The sequence below is a fragment of the Marininema halotolerans genome (assembly GCF_900116235.1).
GTDB classification, from domain to species: domain Bacteria; phylum Bacillota; class Bacilli; order Thermoactinomycetales; family DSM-45169; genus Marininema; species Marininema halotolerans.
This window is the reverse complement of record NZ_FPAA01000002.1, coordinates 95,319-119,776: the sequence shown is the minus strand read 5'-3', so window position 1 is coordinate 119,776 and position 24,458 is coordinate 95,319. Positions and strand designations below refer to the sequence as shown.

Genomic DNA, 24,458 nt, shown 5'->3' with positions numbered 1-24,458 from the left:
GGGAAAGAATCCTATGAATAAAGTAGAGTGGCATGATTTTTTACAGGGAACCATCTCACGATTAAAATTGATTGTTGCGAATCTATTGAAGGTGCAAAGAGATTCCCTCAATACCGATCATAGCTTTTTGGATATGGGAATCAATTCGATACTTTCAGTTGAGTTGATCGAGGAAATTAACGATGAATTTGGGTTGAATATTGGAGTGGATGCGGTTTTTGATTATCCGGATCCAACTCGATTAGCCATCTATATTGCTGAGCTCCTACAGGTTGAGAAGGGGGCAGACAAATACAAGAATGAAGGTTTAAATAGCCGTCGCAAAAATATCGAATACTCGGTGATTAGGGTAACGGCTGATATTTTACAAGTCGAAAGTGATCGGTTGGATGTGGAGAGTAGTTTTCTAGAATTAGGAATTAATTCAATGTTGGCAGTGGATTTGGTCGAGTCGATTAATGAAAAGTTTAATTTGGATTTAGGTGTGGAAGTCGTTTTTGATTACCGAAGTATTAAAGAGTTAGTTACTTATATTGAATCAATAAATCATTCTAAAATCAATGATGAAAGGATGAATCAAGAACAAACCCCTTCACTGATGACGGATATAAAGGATAAAAATAAAGACATTGCTATTATTGGAGTGTCTGGTAAATTAGCTGAATCAAAAACCATTGAAGAATTTTGGCATACCCTCCAGTCTGGAACGTGTAGCATAAAAGAAATTAATCGAACATTATGGCAGAACCGCCGATATGACCGGTTTGACTCAGGTGAAAAAAATCAATCAATGAGTAGGGGGGGAGCGCTCAAAGAGATTGATCGATTTGACGCCTCTTTTTTTCATATACCTCCCGAAGAAGCGAAGGGGATGGATCCGCAACAGCGATTATTTTTAGAAGAAGCATATAAAGCGGTTGAGGACGGGGGCTATGCAGGAGAAAAGCTATCCGGGAGAAAAGTTGGTGTCTTTGTGGGCGGCCGTCCCTCGGATTATCGACAGCGGGGGTCAGAACATGAGCAATCCCCCCATACGTTTCTTGGAAATGAGATGTCGACGTTAGCGTCACGGATCTCGTATTTTTTTAATTTACGGGGTCCAAGCCTTGCGATTGATACAGCGTGCTCCTCTTCCTTAGTTGCCATCCATCTAGCCTGTGAGAGTATACGTCGAGGAGAATCTGAGATGGCCTTGGCTGGTGGTGTTTTTGTTATGAGCTCACCAGAATTTTTGCAAATGTCTTCACAAGCGGGGTTGCTCTCACCCGATGGAAAGTGTCATACCTTTGATGAAAGTGCGAATGGGATGGTATTGGGAGAAGCGGTTGGGGTTGTTGTCTTAAAATCCTTGGATGAGGCATTGAGAGATAACGACCATATCTACGGAGTGATTAAAGGTTCTACGGTAAATCAAGCTGGCAAAACCAATGGCTTCTCCTCTCCAAGTATGCTTTCTCAAAAGGAATTGATTGCTGAGTGTTATAAAAATGCACAGATATCCCCTGAGACCATTAGTTATATCGAAGCTCATGGTACGGGTGCGAAAATAAGCGATTCGATGGAAGTTAAGGCATTAATTGAAGCTTTTCAAATGCAGACGGATCGTAAGCAATTTTGCGCGATTGGCACCCATAAGCCCAATATTGGCCATACAGCAATGGCTGCGGGAATTGCAAGTCTGTTTAAGGTATTGATGGCAATGAAATATCGTGAAATTCCACCGACGATCAGTGTCAAAAATGTTAGTGAAATGATCCATTTAGAAAATAGTCCCTTTTATCTCACCACAAAGCCGATCCCTTGGAAGAGTCAAGACCATGCTCCCTTACGAGCGGGAATCAGCGCGCTAGGATCGAATGGGACCAATTGTCATCTGATTGTCGAGGAGTCCTCCGTAAGAAGATCTTCAGTGGAGCCGCTGGATTACCCCGCATATTTGTTTCCTTTCTCTGCAAAAACGAAGGAGAGTTTGCAACAAAGAATATCCGATATGGCGACATGGTTAGAAAGGGAATCGGCACAAAGTAGGGTACAGGATGTCTCGTATACATTGCTGACAGCTAGAAGCCATTTTCCCCTTCGTTGTGCGTTTGTCGCAAGGGATTTTGAGGAGTTAAAAGAGCAATTCATTGTTTATTTAAGTCAAGGTGTTGTCCCGGTGAAAGGGATCCATAAGCGGTTGCATGGGGAGCGATCCCTTCAACAATATGGTGATCATTGCATAGACCAATTAGTTACGCATACGGGTTCAACAAAGGATTTTATAGAAAAGTTGCATGACATAAGGGATTTATATCATGACGGCTATCAATTTGATTGGGGAAGTTTATTTAGCCGTGGGGAGTGCTCAAAAGTCCCGCTCCCTTCCTATCCATTCAGTGGGGATAGCTATTGGCTTTTTGATAAACCTCAGAGTTCCAAGGGAAGGACACTCCCCTTTTCTGTAACGTCTGCTCGTGGCTTGCATGTGAAAGAGATGGATGAATTATTCAGTAAATTGTTATGGGGACAGCTACAATCGGTTGGTATGTTTACCGCCAATCCGACTCCAATTTCTACGTTGATCAACCAATCAGGGGTGAAGGAAAGATATTTTCGTTGGTTTAAGGAAACGATTCGTTTTTTAGTACAATATCAGTACCTTTCTTTGGATGGAGAATGGTGTGCGATCAAAAACGATGAACACATTGAGCCAGAGGAGCTGTGGGCGGAGTGGGATCGATCCAAAGTCCGTTGGCTTAATGATCAGGATACAAGAGCGCAGGCGATTCTAGCAGAGACGATGTTACGAGAATTACCTGAGATTATTACGGGTAAGAAGTTGGCTACGGATATGATGTTTCCCAATTCTTCGATGGAGCTAGTTGAGGGGATCTATAATGGGAATCCTGTAGCCGATTACTTTAATGAGGTTCTTGCCGATCAGTTAGTGGCTGATGTGGAGAAGCGTCTGCAACAAGATCCTTTTGCAAAAATTCGCTGCATTGAAATTGGTGCAGGTACGGGTGGAACCAGTGCGGTGATATTGAAGCGGCTTCAACCCTATCAAGAACAGATTCAAGAATATTGTTATACGGATCTTTCAAAGTCGTTCCTCATGCATGCGGAGGAGAAATTTGGCAACCAGTATCCCTATGTAACCTACCGTCTATTGGACATAGAAAAGCCAATGATCGAACAAGGCATGGATATCGGTAAATTTGACTTCGTTATTGCAACGAATGTATTGCATGCTACCCAAAGCATGCGAACCACCCTGGAACATGCCAAGTCTCTTTTAAAGAATCAAGGACTCCTTTTATTGAATGAGATCAGTGGAAATTCCTTATTTCTTCATTTGACCTTTGGTCTTTTGGAGGGGTGGTGGCTGTACGAAGATCCTGAGTTACGGAGGGAAGGTTGTCCGGCACTTTCTCCCCATTCATGGAAATCTGTTCTTTATGAGAAAGGTTTCAGCACGGTTGGTTTCCCTGTAGAAGAAACCCATTCATGGGGACAACAGATTATCGTAGCCGAGAGTGATGGTGTGATTCAACACATTTTGCAACCGACTAAAGGAACATTGGACAAAGAAGTCGATCAGCAAATCGTATCAATAAGCCATCATGGGAGAACCGCTGGGGATGATCGAGATTCAGAAACCTTGGATTACGTGAAAGGTGAGATCGTTGCTGAGTTGTCCAAAGCATTAAATGTAGCCAAAGAGATGGTTGATGAGGAATCATCTTTCCGCGATTTTGGAGTGGATTCGATTACCGGAGTCAGATTGGTACGTAGCCTGAATGAGAGGTTCCAAGTCAATATGGAAACCATCATTCTTTTTGACTATAGTTCGGTTCAACAACTGGCTGCTTACATCCTATGCGAATATCCAGATGAAATCGCCGTGGTTGTTGGGGAAAATAACCGCTTGCTGGCATCGTCAAGAACTGATGAACACGGGGATCAGAAGGCGATTGGCCAACCTGTTCCCGTAGAAGATTCTAAAAGGGATCTGCAATCGTTAGCCTCCGAACCGATTGCGATTATTGGCATGAGTGGTCGATTTGCACAATCAAACAATGTGGATGAGTTATGGGAGCACTTAGAAAATGGTAGGGATTTGGTTGAAAAGGTTACACGGTGGGATTTATCAAAGTATTACGATAATAATCAACCTTATTGTAAACATGGAAGTTTGCTAGAGCGAATTGATCAGTTTGATCCACTCTTTTTTAATATCTCAGGCACCGAAGCGGAATACATGGATCCGCAACAACGGATTTTTCTTGAGGAGTCATGGAAAGCATTAGAGGATGCTGGGTACGCAACAGGAGCAAAGGGGCGCGATTGTGGCGTCTATGTAGGGTGTGATCAAGGAAATTATCAACAATTGATTGATGATCAAGCACCCCCTCAATCTTTCTGGGGGAATCTGGTCTCTTTAATTCCTGCCCGCATCGCGTACCACTTGGATTTACAGGGACCCGCTATTTCGGTAGATAGTGCTTGTTCGAGTTCGTTAGTAGCGGTTCATCTAGCCTGTCAGGGCTTATGGATGAAGGAAACAGATATGGCCCTAGCAGGTGGGATTTTTATTCAATCGACCCCTGATTTTTATCAAGGGGCCGATCGAGCAGGGATGCTGTCGCCTTCGGGGCGTTGTTATACCTTTGATGAACGTGCCGATGGGATGGTGCCAGGGGAAGCGGCGGGAGTGGTCGTGCTTAAACGATTGTCGGATGCCGTAAGGGATCACGATCATATCTATGGTGTGATCAAAGGCTCCGGAATTAACCAGGATGGAACGACGAATGGGATCACCGCTCCCAGTCTTCGTTCCCAGGAGCGATTGATAAGGAAAATCTACGAGAAATTTGGTATCGATGCCGCAGATATTCAGATGGTAGAGGCTCATGGGACCGGGACAAAGCTTGGAGACCCTATTGAATTTCATGCGCTGAGTCGGGCATTTCGTCAGGATACCGATCAGGAAGGGTATTGTGCAATCGGGTCCATTAAGACAAACCTTGGACATACGCAAATTGCTGCAGGGATTACTGGCCTGATTAAGGTCCTGTTGTCCTTAAAATATAGGCAAATTCCTCCTGCTCTTCATTTTGAGTCAGGAAATGAGAATATCCATATGGAAGGAAGTCCTTTCTATGTCAATACCCGCTTAAAGTCCTGGGAAACTGCTCCAGGAGAAAAACGATTGGCAGCATTAAGTGCTTTTGGAGCCAGTGGAACCAATGCACACATGGTCATCGAAGAAGCTCCCACGCAACAGAAAAAATCACCAGAGAAACCCGTGTATTTCATCCCATTATCCGCACAAACATCTGAACAGTTGCGACAACAGGCAAAACAGTTAATCACTTTTTGTAAAAAGAATCCAAGTGCGGATCTTGGCAATATGAGCTTTACCTTGATGCTGGGTCGTAAGCATATGAAGGAGCGTTTAGCCTGTGTAACAGAAAATATCCAAAGCCTTGTATCGCAATTAATGACGTGGTTGAAAAAGGGAGAGGCATCCCAGGTTTTTGTGGCGGATAGCATCGGAAATCCCTTAAGCAAGCGTCCATCCTTAAAGCGGTATGGCAATCAATGGATTGATGATTGTCAAACCTTACAGAATGCGGAAGAGTATCGGGAACAATTGTCCGCAATCGCGGATCTTTACGTGCAAGGGGTTGAGCTATCCTATGGGAACTTGTTTGCTGATAAAGGATACTCAAGAATGCCCCTACCAACGTATCCCTTTGCAAAGGAGCGTTATTGGGTAGAGGGGAAACCGATTCATCAGCCGGATGGGATCTCATCCGTTGAATTCCCTCAAGGAAACGAGACGGTCGTATCCATATCTCCCATCGGTTCAATTGACTCCAAACCTGCTTCATTAATGGAGAACTCCTCCACTCGAACTGACTTCACGAAGGATCATTCAGTTAAGAAAATGGTTTTTGCAGAAAAATGGAAAGAACAGTTGACGGACATCGTGGGAGAGAGTGCTTACCCTCAGAAGCTCGTTTGTTTCCTCTCAAATGCAGAGCAACAAGAAGCCCTGCGACAAGGGATTCAAGCATTATCCCCTGAGACGAGTGTGGTATTTATAGCAAAAGGGGGTCATAGCGAAAATCGAGCACTCGATTCCTCGGTCTATGATGTTGACGGTGGGGAGGCTCCTAGTTATCAGGCTGTTTTTGAAAGAATTCAAGAGGCCAATGGAGAGATCGATGCAATCGCTTATTTATGGCCGCTGGAGGAGAAAAAACGAGTCAAGGATTATGATACCCTGCTTGCATGGTTTCAGGGCATGATTGCTGCGGGGGTACGGCCGAAGCGTCTCCTTTTGGCAGGCGCTTTTACGCAACGGAGTGAGCAGACTTATCTGGAATCCTGGATCGGTTTGGAGCGATCGCTTCAGATGGTGCTCCCAAAAACCCATATGAGTCTACTGATCGGTGAATCGACTACATCTCCGTTATCTCATGTCGATATGAATGAGTGGGTTCCGCGTGTGTGGCAGGAGCTGATTAACCCAAGCGGAAAAAGTGTTCTTTATTCTAGGGGTACTCGATATGTACGCCGGATCTCCCAGTTGGAAGTACCTGTGCAGAAGAGCCTGCTGAAAAAAAGAGGGACCTACCTAATTACGGGGGGTGGCGGCGGTCTAGGGTGGCTGTTCGCCCACTATCTAGCGAAAAATTACAAGGCCAACCTGATACTTACGGGTCGTACTGCGCTCACGAAAGAGATGCAGGAACGTTTAGGGTCTCTGGAAGCGTTGGGCAGCCATGTGCACTATTTTCAAGCGGATGTGTGTGACATCGAAGGGATGCGCACGGGTTTGGTTAAGGCACGTCAGGAGTTGGGTTCAATCCATGGTGTGATTCATGCCGCGGGTGTGCTTGGGAAACAGGTGCTCAGTGAAAAAACGAAGGCGGAGTATCATCAGGTACTTGACCCCAAAATCCAGGGGACTCAGATTGTCGATGCCCTATTGGCTGAGGAAGCCCTTGATTTTTTCTGCCTCTTCTCATCTTCCTCTGCAATTCTCGGAGATTTTGGAAGTGGCGATTATGCAATGGGCAATTGCTTCCTTACGGCGTTTGCAAACGAGAGAAATGAGAAGTGTGCGAGTGGAGAGCGACGAGGGAAAACCGTTGCGGTTCAGTGGCCCCTATGGCGAGAGGGTCGCATGGGACATGATAACGACTCGATGTATCTTCAGGCAAGTGGACAGCGGTTTTTAGAGGCAGAGGATGGACTTGCTTTCTTTGAACAGTTCATCGCTGCTTCCGAGGAGGCACCCCTGGTTTTGGTTGGCCAACCGCATCGTGTATACCGCTTTTTAGGACTCGATCAAGAAGAATCCCTTCTCCCCGAAGAAGCACCTGCTATTACCGAAGAGCATTGTAAGCGGCTTCCAGGGGCGGGGCGTACACCAGAAATGAAGGGATGGAGTACAGAACAGTGTGTGGAATGGGTTATCACTGATCAGGTAAGTCGTCTTTTAAAAGTAGGGCGAGAGAGGCTTGATCGTAGGGTGAATCTGACTGAGTTCGGTTTTGATTCTCTCAGTTTAATGGCTTTTGCAGAACAGCTTGCCGATCATTTCGCCATCGAGATTACCCCGGCAGTGTTTTATGAACATACCTCGCTCGCTCAAGTGACGTCTTATTTACTTACAGCACATGCAGATGCCGTTGCGATGTTATATGGTGAGGCGATCGAGCCACACGTTTCTTCGAAGGTTGAACAAGATTCTCTGGCTTCATCGAGGGGTCCACTTGTTCAACAGTCCATTGAAGAAAAAGCTCCGTATGAGGCACACCATTCAGCATGGTCCACTCAATCATCGGAAGATAAGTATGAGGATCGTGTACGCGTTCCTGAACCGATAGCGATTATCGGGATGAGTGGGCGTTTCCCTGGGGCGCGCAACATTGATGAATTGTGGACTCATCTCGCTGAGGGGCGAAACCTGGTAACGGATCACCCTACGACTCGCTTTCCAGAGGAAAAACAGCGTCGCTGGAAGGGTGGCTGGATTCCCGAAGTGGCTGAATTTGATCCGATGTTCTTCGGGATTTCGCCAAAGGAAGCCATCACGATGGACCCTCGGCAACGATTGCTACTCCAGGAATCCTGGAACGCCTTAGAAGATGCGGGTATCGGATCGACGCAGATTGAGAAGGGTCGCATCGGCATGTTTGTCGGTGTTGAACAGGGGGACTATCAAAAGTTGGTTAAGGATGAGGGGAGTATTACCGCGAACAATGATGCGATTTTGGCAGCGCGGTTAGCTTATTTCCTTAACTTATCGGGACCTGTTCTCTCCATCGATACAGCGTGTTCCTCTGGATTGGTGGCGGCTCATCAAGCGTGTCAGAGCTTACGAAACGGGGAATGTGAAACCGCGATTGCTGCAGGAGTCAACCTGATTCTATCCACAGAGACATTAGAAGGAATTGATCAAGCGGGAATGTTCTCGGAAGATGGGTTCTGCTATGCCTTTGATAAACGCGCCAACGGGATGGTGCCAGGGGAAGCGGTTACCGCGGTGGTGTTAAAGCCGCTGTCCAAAGCCATGATGGACAAGGATCCCATTCATGCAGTGATCCGGGGCAGCGGGATCAACTATGATGGCAAAACCAATGGTATTACCGCACCCAATGGGGCAGCCCAGACGGAGTTAATCAAGCACGTTTATGACCAGTTCCAGGTAAACCCCGAGTCGATTCACTATGTGGTGGCACATGGGACCGGAACAAAACTAGGCGATCCGGTAGAAGTGAATGCGTTAACCCAAGCCTTTAAAAGCCGTACGGATGAGACGGAATTTTGTGCATTAACTTCCGTGAAAAGCAATGTGGGACATACCTTCGCAGCATCGGGTCTGGTTAGTCTGATCAGCCTTGTCCAGGCGATGCGTCATGGCACGATCCCGGCAAGCCTTCATTGTGAAGAGGAGAATCCTTTTATTCAATGGAAGGATAGTCCCTTCTACGTGAATAAAACAGCGAAGGCATGGCCCGATACGACAGGGCAAAAGCGTTGCGGGGCGGTTAGTTCCTTTGGCATGAGTGGTACCAATGCCCATATGGTTGTGGAAAGTTATCCATCAACCAACCTTCAGCATAACCCTTCCCCTCCATGCCATATGCTAGCGTTATCGGCACAGACGGAAGAGGCACTACAGGCGAAGATCCATGACCTGCTCGCCTTTTTACAGCAAACCCGTGATCTTCCGTTGACAGACCTCAGTTACACCTTGCTACAGGGGCGACATCATTTTCGTTATCGTTGTGCGGTTGTTGTGCATAACTGGGAAGAAGCGGTTCTTGCGTTACAACAGGTTGTAAATAACGAGAAATGGCCACACTTGTTCAAGGGCATTGTTGATCGTGATTTTGCAGGATCGAAAGTGATGGAGCTCTTTGCAGAGGAATTAGTAGGGAAAACTCTCCTGCTTCAAACGGATTCGTCAACCTATCGCGAAACCATGGCGGCACTCGCTGATTTATATTGTCAGGGTTATGTCATTGATGGCGATCGACTTTTTACAGGAATGGCAAGTGTGCGTGTTCACCTACCCACGTATCCCTTTGCCGGGGATCATTATTGGGTGCAGAAAAAGGAGAATCCCACATTAGATCATCGAGTCAGTGAATCGACAATCGCTATCAGAGCACAAGTTGTTCCACCGAATGTGGAATTAACACCGGAAGCCCCATCGAAACAAGCAAACAAAATTGTATTACCTGTTCTAACGGATGCGAATGCACCGTTAGTGAAGTCCACGCCCCCACAAACCATTCGATTACAAGGGAATTCGAATGAACAAGTGTTAGAGGAGCAAGCGCCTACAACGGGTGAAATGGATGTTCATTCTAAACAATTAACGGATGGGCTGAGAAAGAATCTAGCAGACGCTTTGTATGTGGAAGAAAGTGAAATTGATCTTGATACGAACTTTGTTGACATGGGGCTTGACTCGATTATTGGCGTCGAATGGATTAAGACAATTAATAAGGAACATGGCACATCCATACCGGCGACCAAAATTTATGATTACCCCACGTTGCGAGAATTCGTTCACTATATCCGTCAGCAAATCAAAGGGGAAAATCAGAGTGAAACCCCAGCGATCCCTTTAAAACCGGTCATGGCGAAGGGCTCATCCGCACCGGTTGCTCCGGAAGGGGTACTTTTGACTTCGCATCCTGAGGAGCCAGCCAAGATGGATGTAAAAACATTGGAAAAGGAGTTAGCGATCAGTCTAGCAGATGCTTTGTATATGAAACAAAGTGATATGGATCTGGATACCCATTTTGTTGAGTTAGGACTTGATTCAATCATCGGAGTGGAATGGATCAAGTCGATAAATCAGCAGTACGGTACCTCGATTACCGCGACCAAGATTTATGATTATCCAACGTTGCGTCAATTTGTTCTCTATGTGAGTGAAGAGATGAATCAGAGCGAGCAGCGACAACCCATTACGGTTACTCCGTTGGAATTGATGCCGGATCGTGATGAGGATTTATTGGAGACACAAAGCAAAGGGGCTATCGTCAAAGAGAAACCCGTCTGTTTTTCTCAGCCAGAGGATCTTGGTAACGCGCTATTTCGAGAACGTTATCGATGCAAGTGGAATTACTATGCCGGTTCAATGGGACAAGGAGTTGCCTCTGAGCAATTAGTTGTGACCATGGGACAAGCTAAATTACTCAGTGTTTTTGGGAGTGCAGGGTTTCGTACGGAGCAAATTGAAGCATCCATTCAGCGCATTCAATCACAGTTACTTCCAGGACAACCCTATGGAGTGTGTCTGATCGCGAATGTGCATAATCCAGCAGAAGAGATGAGACAAGCGAAGTTATTTGTAAAATACGATGTACCTGTTATTGAGGTGGCAGCATTTGCTTCGATCACAGAGGCATTGGTGTATAGCCGAATAAAAGGAATTACCCAGCAAAATGGTCGTATTATCGTACCGCGGCGCTTAATCGCAAAATGTTCACGTATCGAAGTAGCGCAACGCTTCTTTTCACCTCCACCCGTTGATCTAGTGCAAAGCTTACTTGAATCAGGGTGGATTACGGAGGAAGAGGCAAAGTTATCCCAACGGATTCCCATCGTAGATGATCTGGCTGTTGAAGCTAATTCGGGGGGGCATACGGATCAAGGCGTCAATGTGACACTTCTTCCTGCGATGAATGCGTTAAGGGATGAAATGATGAGTCAATATGGTTATGAAGAAGAAATTATGATTGGCTGCGGTGGGGGTATTGGAACACCGGAGGCTGTGGTTTCTGTCTTTACACTAGGAGCTGACTTTATTTTCACAGGTTCGATCAATCAATGCACGGTTGAAAGCGGTGCACATGATGTCGTTAAGGACATCTTGAGTGATGTGAAAATACACGATACCGCCCTCACCATCGCAGGTGATATGTTTGAAATTGGAGCCAAAGTACAAGTTGTGAAGAAAAATAGTCGTCATGAAATACGAGCGAAAACGTTATATCAACTCTATAAACAGTACCATTCCATCGAGGATATTCCGCAGTCCGTGACGGTGGACCTTGAGAAAAACTACTTCAAGCGAAGGATGAATGAGGTATGGGATTTAGTCTGTCGATATAAGAATCAGCATAATCCCGAGCAGATTATCGAAGCCAAGCGAAATCCGCGCGTAAAGATGGCGCTGATCTTTAAATGGTATTTTGCCCATTGTGGTCATGTCACGCAAGAGGGTGACTTGTCAGAGATTGATAACTTCCGCATTTTCTGTGGACCGGCGATGGGTGCCTTTAACCAGTGGGTCAAGGGAACACCCTATGAAAATTGGCGCAATCGCCATGTTCATGAAATCGCTGAGTTCTTGATGGTGAATGCTTGCCAATATGCCCAGACCCGATTGGTATCATCTGCTGATCTCATTACGCAGAAGCAGGTCTGTGCAACAAAGGAACATCCATGGAAGAGAGAAGATGACTCGGCAATTGCGATCATCGGAATATCTGGACAGTTTCCTCATGCGAAAAATCTCGAGGAGTTTTGGCGCAATCTTGAGGAAGGAAGAGACTGTATCTCAGAAGTTCCTGCATCGCGTTGGTCTGTGGATCAATACTACGATCCGGATCCGGAGACCCTGGCGAAGTCACACTGCAAATGGATGGGTGTATTGGAGGATGTTGATCAATTCGATCCAATGTTTTTCAAAATCACCCCTGCAGAAGCGGAAGTAATGGATCCGCAACAGCGGCTGTTTTTAGAAAGTTGCTGGACGGCTATAGAGGATGCAGGGATGGATCCTACCTCTTTGTCTGGAGAACGAGTGGGTGTGTTTGCAGGCTGTTCAACCGGGGATTATGGGAAGCGCGTTAGCAAGCAAAAATTAAATACACTGGGCTTAATGGGAGAGACAACCTCCGTTCTCGCTGCTCGAATTTCCTATTGGTTAAACCTAAAAGGGCCCAGTATGGCAATTGAGACGGCTTGCTCTTCTTCATTGGTTGCCATTGCACAAGCTTGCAACAGCTTGCTGTTACACAATTGTGATCAAGCATTGGCAGGTGGCGTTCATGTGTTAGAGGGTCCCTCTCTTCACATCATGACAAGTAAAGGCGGAATGTTGTCAGAGGATGGTCGCTGTTATACCTTTGATGACCGAGCAAATGGGTTTGTTCCTGGTGAAGGAGTAGGGGTACTTCTCTTAAAGCGTCTATCCGATGCGGTCAAAGATGAAGATCCGATTTATGGAGTGATCCGGGGTTGGGGTGTCAATCAGGATGGGAAGACAAACGGAATGATGGCCCCAAGTGCCAATTCCCAGCGTGATCTTCTGCAACATGAGGTATATGATCGGTTTGGAATTGATCCTGAAAAAATCACGATGATTGAAGCCCATGGGACAGGGACGAAATTAGGTGATCCGATTGAAGTGGAGGCACTCACAGAAGCTTTTAAGCACTATACGGACAAGACAAACTACTGTGCACTCGGGTCCGTAAAAAGCAATATCGGTCATTTATTGACGGCGGCAGGGATTGCTGGTGTATTGAAGTCCGTTTTGGCCCTGAAGCACCGGATGCTACCGCCTACGATTAACTTTTCGAAGCTGAATGAGCATATTTCCTTAACGGATAGCCCCTTTTATATCAATACTGAGTTGCGTCCGTGGAACATCCATCCTGGAGTTCCACGATGTGCAGGGGTTAGCTCTTTTGGTTTTAGTGGAACCAATGCCCATTTGGTCATTGAAGAGTATGTACCAAAGGCGCCCCCTGAAAAAAGGATCCAGGAATCGGTTCTCTTTGTTTTATCGGCGAAATCCAAGGAACAATTAAAAATGTATGCCGATTCGATGAGAAATTGGCTAGCGGAAAATCCAACCCTTGAATTGGAAGATGTGGCATACACATTGCAATTGGGCCGAACGGCGATGAGTGAGCGATTGGCGATTGTGGTTGAATCGAAGGAGGATTTGTTGCAGGAATTGGATGCGTTTATTAATAATCAGGCGACTTCCCAAGCGCTGATTCCTGAGGCGAACAAGAATAACGACCTAAGGGCTCTCTTCGAAACCGATGGAGAAGCCAAGCAGTTACTTGAAGTGTGGATGAAGCAAAGAAAATTCGTAAAGGTTGCCCAGCTTTGGGTAAATGGATTGGACGTGAATTGGAATGGGATGTATTCGGAATTTCGACCCAGAAAAATCCATTTGCCAACCTATCCCTTCGCCAAAAGACGGTGTTGGGTAGAAGAAAGTACGGAAGAGATAGGGAATGCTGGCATGGATCGAACCAAAATGAAAGTGGAAGGGGACTTGAGCCTCTCTTTTAAAGGAGGTTCCCAAGAACCCGTTCCAGTCACTACCCTTCCGGTTACCTCATCGCCAGTGGTCATTGAAAAACCACGGGGAATTTCGTTAAGTACCTTATCGAACAAATCGGATGCTCCACAGCATGGAAAGGAAGAAAATCCTACAGATCGCAATGTAACGGTGACGCTAAACCCCATCGAAGGTCCTATCAAGTCGGTCTCTTCGAAGGTTGATTCGGAAGCAACACGGGTTTCTTTAATGGAATCCCTTGGGGCAAGCTTGGCAGAGGCGTTATTTACAGAAGTGGATGATATCGATGTGGATACCAAGTTTGTGGACATGGGGATGGATTCAATCGTTGGGGTAGAGTGGATTCGTTCCATTAACAAAATCTTTGGTGTTTCATTAATGGCAACGGCGATTTACGATTACTCGACACTACGCCAGCTCGCTGAATATATAGCAAATGAGTTGAACCAAGGGGAAAAAAGGGCAACATCGTCTGAACCTTCCCCCCATTCGGTTCCGGATGGAGAAGTGCCGCCCATCTCAATCGCTACAGAGGAACTGCTGGAAGAATTGTTTCAAAGTCTATCTGAGGCGCTATTTACAGAAGTGGATGATATCGATGTGGATTCTAAGTTTGTGGATATGGGTATGGACTCGATCGTCGGGGTAGAATGGATCCGTTCAATCAATAAGAGGTATGGGATTTCGTTGGCGGCAACTACCATCTATGACTTTTCGACGTTGCGTGAGTTGGTAGATGATCTTCGCCAACGCTTTGAAGAGAGAGGATTTGTCCATCCTGGGAAGACAAATCAGAGGGTTCGCTCTTCCATGTCGACCGGATCAGATAGAAATGGTTTAAACCAGGTTCCGGTTATCGATAGGAAAGATCATCCGACTTCTGTAGAACCTTCAACCCGATCAACGGAGCGTCAGGGAGCGATTGCGATTGTAGGGATGTCGGGTCGATATCCAGGTGCAAGCCATCTCGATCAGTATTGGCGAAACCTTGCGAGAGGAAAAAATTCGGTCCGAGAAATCCCAAAAGAACGATGGGATGTCGATACCTATTATGATGAACGTCCTTTTCAACAAGGGAAAATCAACTGTAAGTGGATGGGGATGTTAGATGATATCGATTGTTTCGATCCATTGTTTTTTAACATTTCCCCAAGTGAAGCGGAAGTGATGGATCCCCAACATCGTATTTTTCTAGAAGAAGCTTACAAAACATTTGAGGATGCAGGTTATCGTCCCCAATCCCTCGATAATGAGAAGTGTGGAGTCTATCTTGGGATGATGAATCATGAATACGGCAAGATGGTCACACAAAGCGAAGCAGGTATTGCCAATACAACGGGCAATAGTTATGCGATTGCTTCGGCTCGTATTCCCTACTTTCTCAATTTAAAGGGACCTGCGATTTCGATCGATACAGCATGTTCCTCCTCTTTGGTGGCAACACATCTAGCGAGTCAGGCGCTACGGAATCATGAAATCGATATGGCGCTAGTGGGTGGTGTTACATTGTATCTCAGTCCTGAGGGATATGTGGATATGTGCGCAGCAGGAATGTTATCACCCGATGGTCAATGCAAAGCCTTTGACAACCATGCAAATGGTTTTGTCCCAGGGGAAGGGGTAGGGACTCTTCTTTTAAAGCGATTGGAAGATGCTGAAGCGGATCAGGATCACATCTATGGTGTAATCATTGGCTCAGGTATTAATCAAGATGGGAAAACGAATGGGATTACTGCCCCCAGCATGAATAGCCAGATGGAATTGATCCAGGAGGTCTATGAGCGATATCAAATTGATCCTGAAAGGATCAGCTATGCGGAATTACATGGAACCGGCACCAAATTAGGTGATCCGATTGAATTAGAGGCCCTTTCCCGATCTTTTCAAAAAGGGACAAGTAAGAAGAACTTTTGTGCCATTGGTTCGGTCAAGAGTAATATTGGGCATACCTCAGCTGCTGCAGGGGTGGCCAGTGTCCAAAAGGTACTATTATCTTTGAAACATCAACACTTGGTCCCTACGTTACACGTCAATCGTGCAAATGAGCATTTTGATTTTGAACATTCGCCATTTTATATTAACGACCAATTAAAACCTTGGGAAACCCATCATGATGAACCTCGTCGTACTTGCATTAGCTCCTTTGGATACAGCGGTACCAATGCCCATCTGGTGATCGAAGAGTATCAACCAACGTTAAAGGAAGAAAAGGAAAGGCTCGCTAGCCAAAAGGGTGAACCCTTTCTTTTTACACTGTCTGCCCAAAGTCATGATCAATTGCGGATCTATGCAATACAGCTAAAGGATTGGATTTCCAATCAGGCAAACGTCAATCGAATGGATTTGGCATATACATTGCAGATCGGTCGAGATGAAATGGATTGTCGATTGGCATGGGTAGCCACATCGCGTGAAGAGATGTACCAAGCGTTAAGTGATTTTATCGATAATGGGTCGATTAAGGCGGGGTTTGTGGGTCAAGTGAATCGAAATCGTAACGGGATGGCAATCGTCGCGGATCAAGTGGAAAAGGAATCCCAGTTAACGCATTGGCTTCGAGAGAAAAAACTAACTCTCATTGCTCAGGCATGGACGGAGGGGCTTGGTATTGATTGGGAGATGCTTTATTCCGACAAAAATCCACGTCGGATTAGCCTACCCACTTATCCATTTGCAAGAGAGCGCTTCTGGTTAGCCCAGGTCCCGAGGGTCCCAGCAAGTGGTGGTGATGGAGTCCATGTTCTTCATCCACTCCTTCATCAAAATATTTCCACCCTCAAGGAACAACGCTATCGAACCACAATGACAGGAGAGGAATTTTTCCTGACGGATCATGTTGTAAAGGGGAAGAAGACCTTATCAGGATCAGTTTATCTTGAGATGATTCGCGAAGCGGTGCTCCAAGCCGTAAGTCCTCTGGATACGGATGCGAATGGTATTCAACTCAAAAATATGGTGTGGATCCAGCCGCTTGCCTTTGAAAGTGAGGAAGCCATTGAGGTAATGGTGAGGTTATTGCCAAGGGATCATGATGGACTGGCTTTTCAAATCGATAGTAGGCCAATAGGTGGACAAAGGGATGCGGTGGTGCATTGTCAAGGAATCGCTGTCGTTCAAGCTAAACCGCAACCCCAAGAGATCAACTTGGACACCCTCCGTAAACAATGTGATCAGAAGAGGTTATCGGGGGTGGAATGTTACGAAAGCTTTAGGGATATCGGGATGGAGTATGGTGTGGGTTATCAAGGAATCCAAGAACTTTACACCGGGGAAAATCAGGTTCTTGCGAAGCTTCAATTGGATGGGGCATCGATGGATAAGGATGATGGGGGGCGTTATGTGCTACATCCTGGCTTAATCGATTCAGCTCTACAAGCATCCATTGGATTACATTTAGGCAAAGAGAAGGGTGAGACATTCTTGCCCTTTTCACTGGATGAATTAAATGTGATCGAAGCCTGTCCAATTGGGTCACCCGTCTGGGCATGGATGCGAATCTGTGATGCGGCGGAAGGTCCCATGAAATTGGATATGGATGTGTGTGATTCTCGTGGAAAAGTATGTGTGCGAATGAAGGGATTTTCCCTTCGGGAAGTGGGTAATGGAAAAGAACAGACAAAGAGGTCCCCTTCTGGGACGCTGATGCTCAAACCGAGTTGGCAAGAACGACCTCTAACACCACCAACGAAAGCCCACCATTTTGTTGAGCGTCGTGTGATTGTATGTGGATCCGACATAAAGCTACAGACGACTAAAGACGGTCTGAAGGAGGTGCACAATCTTGCTTTCCGAAACGAATGAAAAGAACACGGGAGCCCAATTTCAATCTTACGCAGTGCAAGTATTTGAAGAAGTCCAACGGATTTTGCATGAGAAACCAAAGGGGAAGGTGCTTGTTCAATTAGTCGTTCCCTATCAATCCGACAGGTGGCTGTATGCCGCCTTGTCGGCGTTGTTAAAAACTACACAATTGGAAAATCCCCAGTTTATCGGTCAGGTTATTGAAGTGAATCCCGAGGATCGCCAGCAAGAAATTGAGGCGAAGTTAGAGGAGAATCGGCATCATCCAGAGGATCATTGGATTCGTTATGAGAATCATCGTCGCTATGTTGCAGGGTGGAGTGAGATGGAAGTATCTTCACCTGAGGAGATATCCATTCCTTGGAAGGATGGTGGAGTCTACTGCATCGTTGGAGGTGTAGGAGGGTTGGGTTTTCTCTTCGCCCAAGAGATTGCTCGTCAGGTGAAAGAGGGTGTCCTTCTTCTTATTGGCCGATCTCCTTTGGATGAAGAGAAGAAAGAAAAATGTAAAGAGCTCGAAGATCGAGGAGTCCGAGTGGTATATCAACAGGTGGATATCAGGGATGAACAGGCCGTCGTAAACTTCTTCACGTATGCAAAGGAAGAGTTTGGTGGTATCCATGGCATGATTCACAGTGCAGGTGTTCTTCACGATAATTTTATTATCAAGAAAACAAAGGAACAGTTTTTGGATGTCTTAGCTCCGAAGGTGACCGGCTTGATTCATTTGGATCAAGCCAGCCGGGAGTTTGACTTGGATTTTTTCATCCTTTTCTCTTCTACCGCAGGTAGCTTTGGCAATGTGGGTCAGGTCGATTATGCGACTGCCAACGCCTTTATGGATGCTTATGCACAACATCGAAATGCCTTGGTCGCTCGTAACGAACGGAAAGGGCGGACGCTCTCGATTAATTGGCCATTATGGCGAGGGGGAGGCATGGGAGTCGACCCAGAAAAGGAAGAGTGGATGGAAGTGCAATCCGGGATGGTTGCGATGGAGACTGCCTCTGGAATCGAGGCTTTATATCGGAGCCTTGCATCAGGGGAGGATTCCGTAGCGGTGATGGAAGGGAATGTCGAGCGATTGCACCATAACTTCGTGACTCACGAACGGTCTTTGAAGGAAGAGACCAACCATGATATTGATGGATCCAAGGATAAAGAGGACTCTTTCCTTTACGATAAATTGCTCGCTTTTTTAAAAGGCATGTTGTCGAAGGTTACGAAATTACCCATTGAACGCATTCGCCCTAAAATGAATTTCCAAGAGGTTGGCATGGACTCGATCATGGTGATGAAGTTAACCAATCGATTAGAAGAGACCTTTGGTACGTTATCGAAAACTTTGTTTTTCGAGTATAAGAACCTGGATGAAGTAAGTAACTATCTTATGGAAGTGCATCGGAAAACCATCGTAGATAAATGGGCAGCACCCGATCCGATTGCGATTCAACTTCAAGAACCTGCCTCAATCCTTCAGGAATCAACGATGACACATCCGTCGAATCAAGTGAAGGAGCAGCCGGCAAAAGAGAAACGTGTCGAGCATGTGCGGGTCGAAGGAGGTAGGAACGAAGCAATCGCCATTATTGGACTCGCTGGTCGCTATCCAGGAGCCAATAATGTACGGGAGTTTTGGCATAACCTTTCCGAAGGAAAGGATTGCATCACTGAAATTCCATCGGAACGCTGGGATTCATCACAATATACCGACAGTAAGTGGGGGGGCTTTTTAGAGGGAGTGGATCAATTTGATCCTCTCTTCTTTCATATTTCACCACGTGATGCAGAATTGATGGATCCGCAGGAACGGCTATTCTTGCAATGTGTCTATGAAACTATCGAAGATGCGGGCTATACCCGGGATACGCTCGCCTCCTATCAGGGCAGTGGAGGCCAAGGAAGTGTGGGTGTGTATGTCGGAGTGATGTATGAGGAGTATCAGTTGTATGGAGCAGAGGAGCAATCAAAGGGGCAAAGGATTGCATTATCCGGCAATCCATCTTCGGTGGCGAATCGAGTCTCCTATTTTTTTGATTTTCATGGTCCGAGTATGGCGATTGACACCATGTGTTCCTCCTCACTAACGGCCATCCATTTGGCATGCCAGAGTATCCAGCAGGGTAATTGCGAGCTGGCGATTGCTGGTGGAGTCAATGTCTCTATTCATCCGAATAAATACCTTGCATTGGAACAGAGTAAATTTGCTTCGAGCAAGGGACGTTGTGAAAGTTTTGGTGAGGGTGGAGATGGTTATGTACCCGGTGAAGGAGTCGGGGCCGTTTTACTCAAACCGTTAACCCAGGCAATTCATGACGGGGATCACATTTATGGAGTCATTAAAGAAAGTACCATTAATCATGGTGGAAAAACGAACGGGTATACCGTGCCAAACCCAAACGCCCAAGCAGAGGTGATCGGACGAGCACTGAATCAGAGCGGAACTGACCCACGAAGGATCAGCTATATTGAAGCCCATGGAACAGGGACCTCCTTAGGAGATCCCATTGAAATTACTGGTCTAACGAAAGCTTTCCGTTCCTTTACTCAGGATAATGGCTTTTGTGCGATTGGATCAGTAAAGTCCAATATTGGACATGGAGAAAGTTCAGCAGGGATAGCCGGTTTGACGAAAATCCTTTTACAGTTAAAGCATCAGAAACTAGCTCCATCTCTACATTCAAAGGTGCTCAACGCCCATATCGACTTTACCAGTACGCCCTTTGTTGTACAGCAGGAGCTTGCTGATTGGAAACGCCCGATCCTTGAGCATGACGGGGTGACTGGGGAACATCCTCGGCTGGCAGGTCTCTCTTCCTTTGGAGCAGGGGGGTCAAATGCCCATCTTTTAATTGAAGAATATATCGGAGATCTTCACAATCATCCTCATTCGAATGGGAAGCCAGAAGTTCCGTTTTTATTAATGGTGTTATCCGCCAAAAATAGGGAGCAGCTTCGGGCACAAGCGGCACGTTTATTAGAAGCAATCCGAGAGGGAGCCATCACAGAGGAAGATTTGTCTGCAGTCGCTTATACCCTGCAGGTGGGACGCGAAGCGATGGAGGAGCGTCTTGCAATGCGAGTCGAATCGATCCAAGAGTGGGTGGAGAAACTCCAAGGATTTATTGACGGCGATGAGCCTTCGGAGGGTATCCATGTTGGACAGGTCAAAATGCATCAAGATGCACTCCATGTCTTTTCAGATGATGAGGATATGGAGCAAACCATAAACGCTTGGATGAAGAAGGGCAAGTATCACAAGCTGTTAGAAAGTTGGGTAAGAGGACTCCGTATTGATTGGGATGGGCTGTATAGCAATAAAAAACCGGGTCGAATTAGTCTGCCAACCTATCCCTTTGCCACCAAGTCCTATTGGATATCGCGTTCAAAAAAACCTGTCGATCACGCGATCATTGTTCCACCAAGAACAGAGGAGAACCCTTCTAACAAGCGAGGTGGAATTTCTCTTACGCCACTTTCTGCTGAAGGCGTATCAACTGAACAGGGACCGTCTGTAAATGCCACGTTAAAGAGTGGCCGAACCCTTACTTCGATGAACGGGAAGGACACGCCACGCATTCGCTTGTCTACCAATGAAGGGGAGTCGGTGCAAGAGCAAAGGTTACCGATATCGGTATCGGCACAGCATTCCCATCTCCAACTACTTGAAAAAAGGAATCCTAGGATATCCCTAGTAGAGATACAAAAAACATTAACCATCAGTTTGAGTGAAGCCCTCTACTTGGAGCAAAGCGAGATTGATCTCGATCAACAATTTATTGATTTGGGTATGGATTCGATTGTGGGTGTTGAGTGGCTGCGTGATCTGAATAAGACGTACGGGACTTCCCTCGTCGCCACAGTCATTTATGAATATCCAAGTGTACGTGAGTTTGCGCGAATGTTACAAAAAGAGCTGGATAAAATCGATGCTCCACCTTTTAATCAAATGGAGGCGACTACTGATGAGGTGAACATGCCATTCGTAGAAGAGCTCCCGAGGGAAGATGCATATGCAAAGCCTTGTCCGCCATTTGAAGTGAATGAGCAAGAAGAGCGTGTGTCGAATGAAGATGGGACACAGACGGATAAAAGTGTCCCACTAAATAAGAAACAAGCGCCAGCAGGTACAAAACGTGACGTGATTGCAATCGTAGGGATGTCCGGACGGTATCCAGGTGCCCGAAATTTAGATGCGTATTGGGATCATTTAGCCCAGGGGCACGATGCTGTCGGAAAGATACCAAAGGAGCGTTGGGATGTGGATCAATACTATGATCCACAACCGGGGAAAAAAGGGAAGATGTATTGTCAATCACTTGGAGCATTGGAGGATATTGCATCCTTTGATCCTCTGTTCTTTAATATCTCACCAAATGAAGCCGAGTGGATTGACCCTCAGCAACGAATCTTTTTACAAGAAGCCTATCATGCCTTTGAGGATGCTGGTTATAGCCCAGAAGCTCTCTCCAATCGAAAGTGTGGAGTTTACTTAGGAATCATGGGCAATGAATACAGTCGAATGGCGAAAGAAAGTCAAGGGGGGGTTGCTAGCACCACAGGAAATAGCTCGGCAATTGCAGCAGCTAGGATTGCATATTTTCTAAATTTAAAGGGGCCAGGGATCTCCATTGATACAGCCTGTTCCTCCTCCTTAGTCGCTACGCATCTTGCTTGTCAGGCGCTAATCAATAAAGAGATTGATATGGGCTTGATTGGTGGTGTCACGCTATATCTAACACCGGATAGCTATATCGATATGTGTGCAGCAAACATGTTGTCCCATGAGGGACGTTGTAAAAGCTTTGATAATCAGGCGGACGGATTTGTTCCTGGTGAAGGAGCGGGTGCCTTAGTCTTAAAGCGGTTAGAAGATGCTGAGGCAGATCATGATACCATTTATGGACTCATCGTTGGCTCGGGCATTAACCAGGATGGAAAAACCAATGGCATCACCGCTCCCAATATACAAAGTCAAATCGATCTTGCCCGTGGGATTTACGAACGTTACGGGATTGATGCAGAAACGATTAGCTATGCAGAGATGCATGGGACAGGAACCAAGCTAGGAGATCCCATTGAGTTAGAAGCGCTTGCAAAGGTTTTTAAAGAGGATACTACTGCGAAACAATACTGCGCGATTGGGTCTGTAAAGAGTAATATCGGACATACATCCGCTGCTGCGGGTGTAGCGGGAATGCAAAAGATCCTCCTTAGCCTTCAGCATCAACAATTGGTTCCATCGATTCATTATCATCAGCCCAATGAACATTTTAACTTTTCAGATTCACCCTTTTATGTCAATACAAACTTACAAACATGGCAACCAACGGCAGCAAATACCCCACGCCGCAGTTGTATTAGTTCCTTTGGTTATAGTGGGACGAATGCGCATCTAGTGATTGAAGAGTATCAACCGCAGGCTGGGAAGGAACCGGGTGTGCCTCAAATCAATGCGGAGCACCCTGGGCTGTTTGTGCTGTCTGCCAATAGTGAAGATCAATTAAAGTTGATCGCCCTAAGGATGAAAAACTGGTTAGGGTCGAATACGGATGTTAACCTACTGGATGTTGCCTATACGTTGCAGGTGGGTCGGGCGGCGCTTGATTATCGATTGGCATTGATTGCCACCTCGTTGTTGGATGTCCATCAACAGCTGACAAACTTTATCGAACAGCGTGCTTCGACTAAGCAATATATTGGCAAAGCAAAGAAAAGTAGCGCGCAATTGTATGAGTTGGATGAGGGCGCGTCGGCGCAACTACAAGCCTGGTTACAAACTAAAAATCTCGAGAAGTTGGCAGAGGTATGGACGATGGGGGTTGCTGTCGATTGGCAAGCGCTATATCCACACCAAAAACCCTATCGAATGAACTTACCAACCTATCCCTTTGCAGAGGAACACCATTGGTTAGATCAGCCGTTGGGAGAGAAGAACCCAACGACGACCATGATTCACCCACTCCTTCATCAAAACCTTTCTGATTTCTTAGGATTTCGTTTTCGCTCGTATTTGACAGAGAGGCAAACCGTCTTGGCTGATCATGTCATCAATGGAAAAAGGGTGTTATCGGGTGCCGCACAATTGGAGATGGTGCGAGCGGCTTTTTCCCAGGTTGTTGGGAGAGAGCTGGGTGAGGCACCGATACATGTGAAAAATATGGCTTGGTACCATCCAGCCACCCCCACAGAAGGGCAGCTTCAAGTGGATATCGGGTTGTCACGGAATCAAGATGGAACGGTAACCTTTGAGATCTATCGCCCGTCCAATGAGAAAAGTAGGGAAGAAAGAAGGCTGTATAGCAAGGGGACTGTAGCGTTAATTGAAGATGAGCAAGAGAAGAATGTATTGAATCTATCTTCCCTTCAATTGGCATGCAATCAAAGGGTTCTTTCTGGACACCAATGTTACGAGCAATTTAAGCGAATGAAGATGGAGTACGGTCCCAGTTATCAAGGAATTGAGCAGATCTATGTAGGAAGAGGTCAGGTGCTTGCGAAGCTATCCTTGCCATCCTTTGTGGATACAACGGAGGGTTATATGCTTGATCCGGGTATGGTCGATTCGGCTCTCCAAGCCTCTCTTGGCTTAGCGGATCTTGACAGCGATTTTTCAATGTCCTTGCCAAGTTCATTGGATGAAGTGCGAATGATTGGAGGAACGTGTCCCTCTTCGATGTGGGCATGGGTACGGTTAGACGAGGAAAGTCATGGCCAGGACCGAACACGGAAGCTGCATATCGACCTATGCGATGAAAGGGGTTTGGTCCAGGTGCAATTCCGTGGACTTTCCGTTCGTGAGGTCGGGCAA

At 46.2% G+C, this 24,458-nt stretch carries 1 protein-coding gene and 1 pseudogene; both read left to right on the top strand.

Features of this window, described 5'->3' with window-relative positions; translation table 11 throughout:
* Nucleotides 1–13: 13 nt before the first annotated feature.
* Nucleotides 14–17,647 carry a PfaD family polyunsaturated fatty acid/polyketide biosynthesis protein gene (locus CHX35_RS02925; RefSeq protein ID WP_091833670.1) on the top strand — a complete coding sequence of 5,878 codons (17,634 nt, stop codon included), beginning with the start codon at nt 14–16 and terminating at the stop codon, nt 17,645–17,647.
* Nucleotides 17,628–24,458: pseudogene (locus CHX35_RS17960) on the top strand (SDR family NAD(P)-dependent oxidoreductase); the annotation flags it as partial. The gene CHX35_RS02925 and the pseudogene CHX35_RS17960, both read left to right, overlap by 20 nt.

Coding starts and splice junctions, on each gene's coding strand:
- CHX35_RS02925 (WP_091833670.1), top strand. CDS start 14: ATGAATAAAGTAGAGTGGCATGATTTTTTACAGGGAACCATCTCACGA.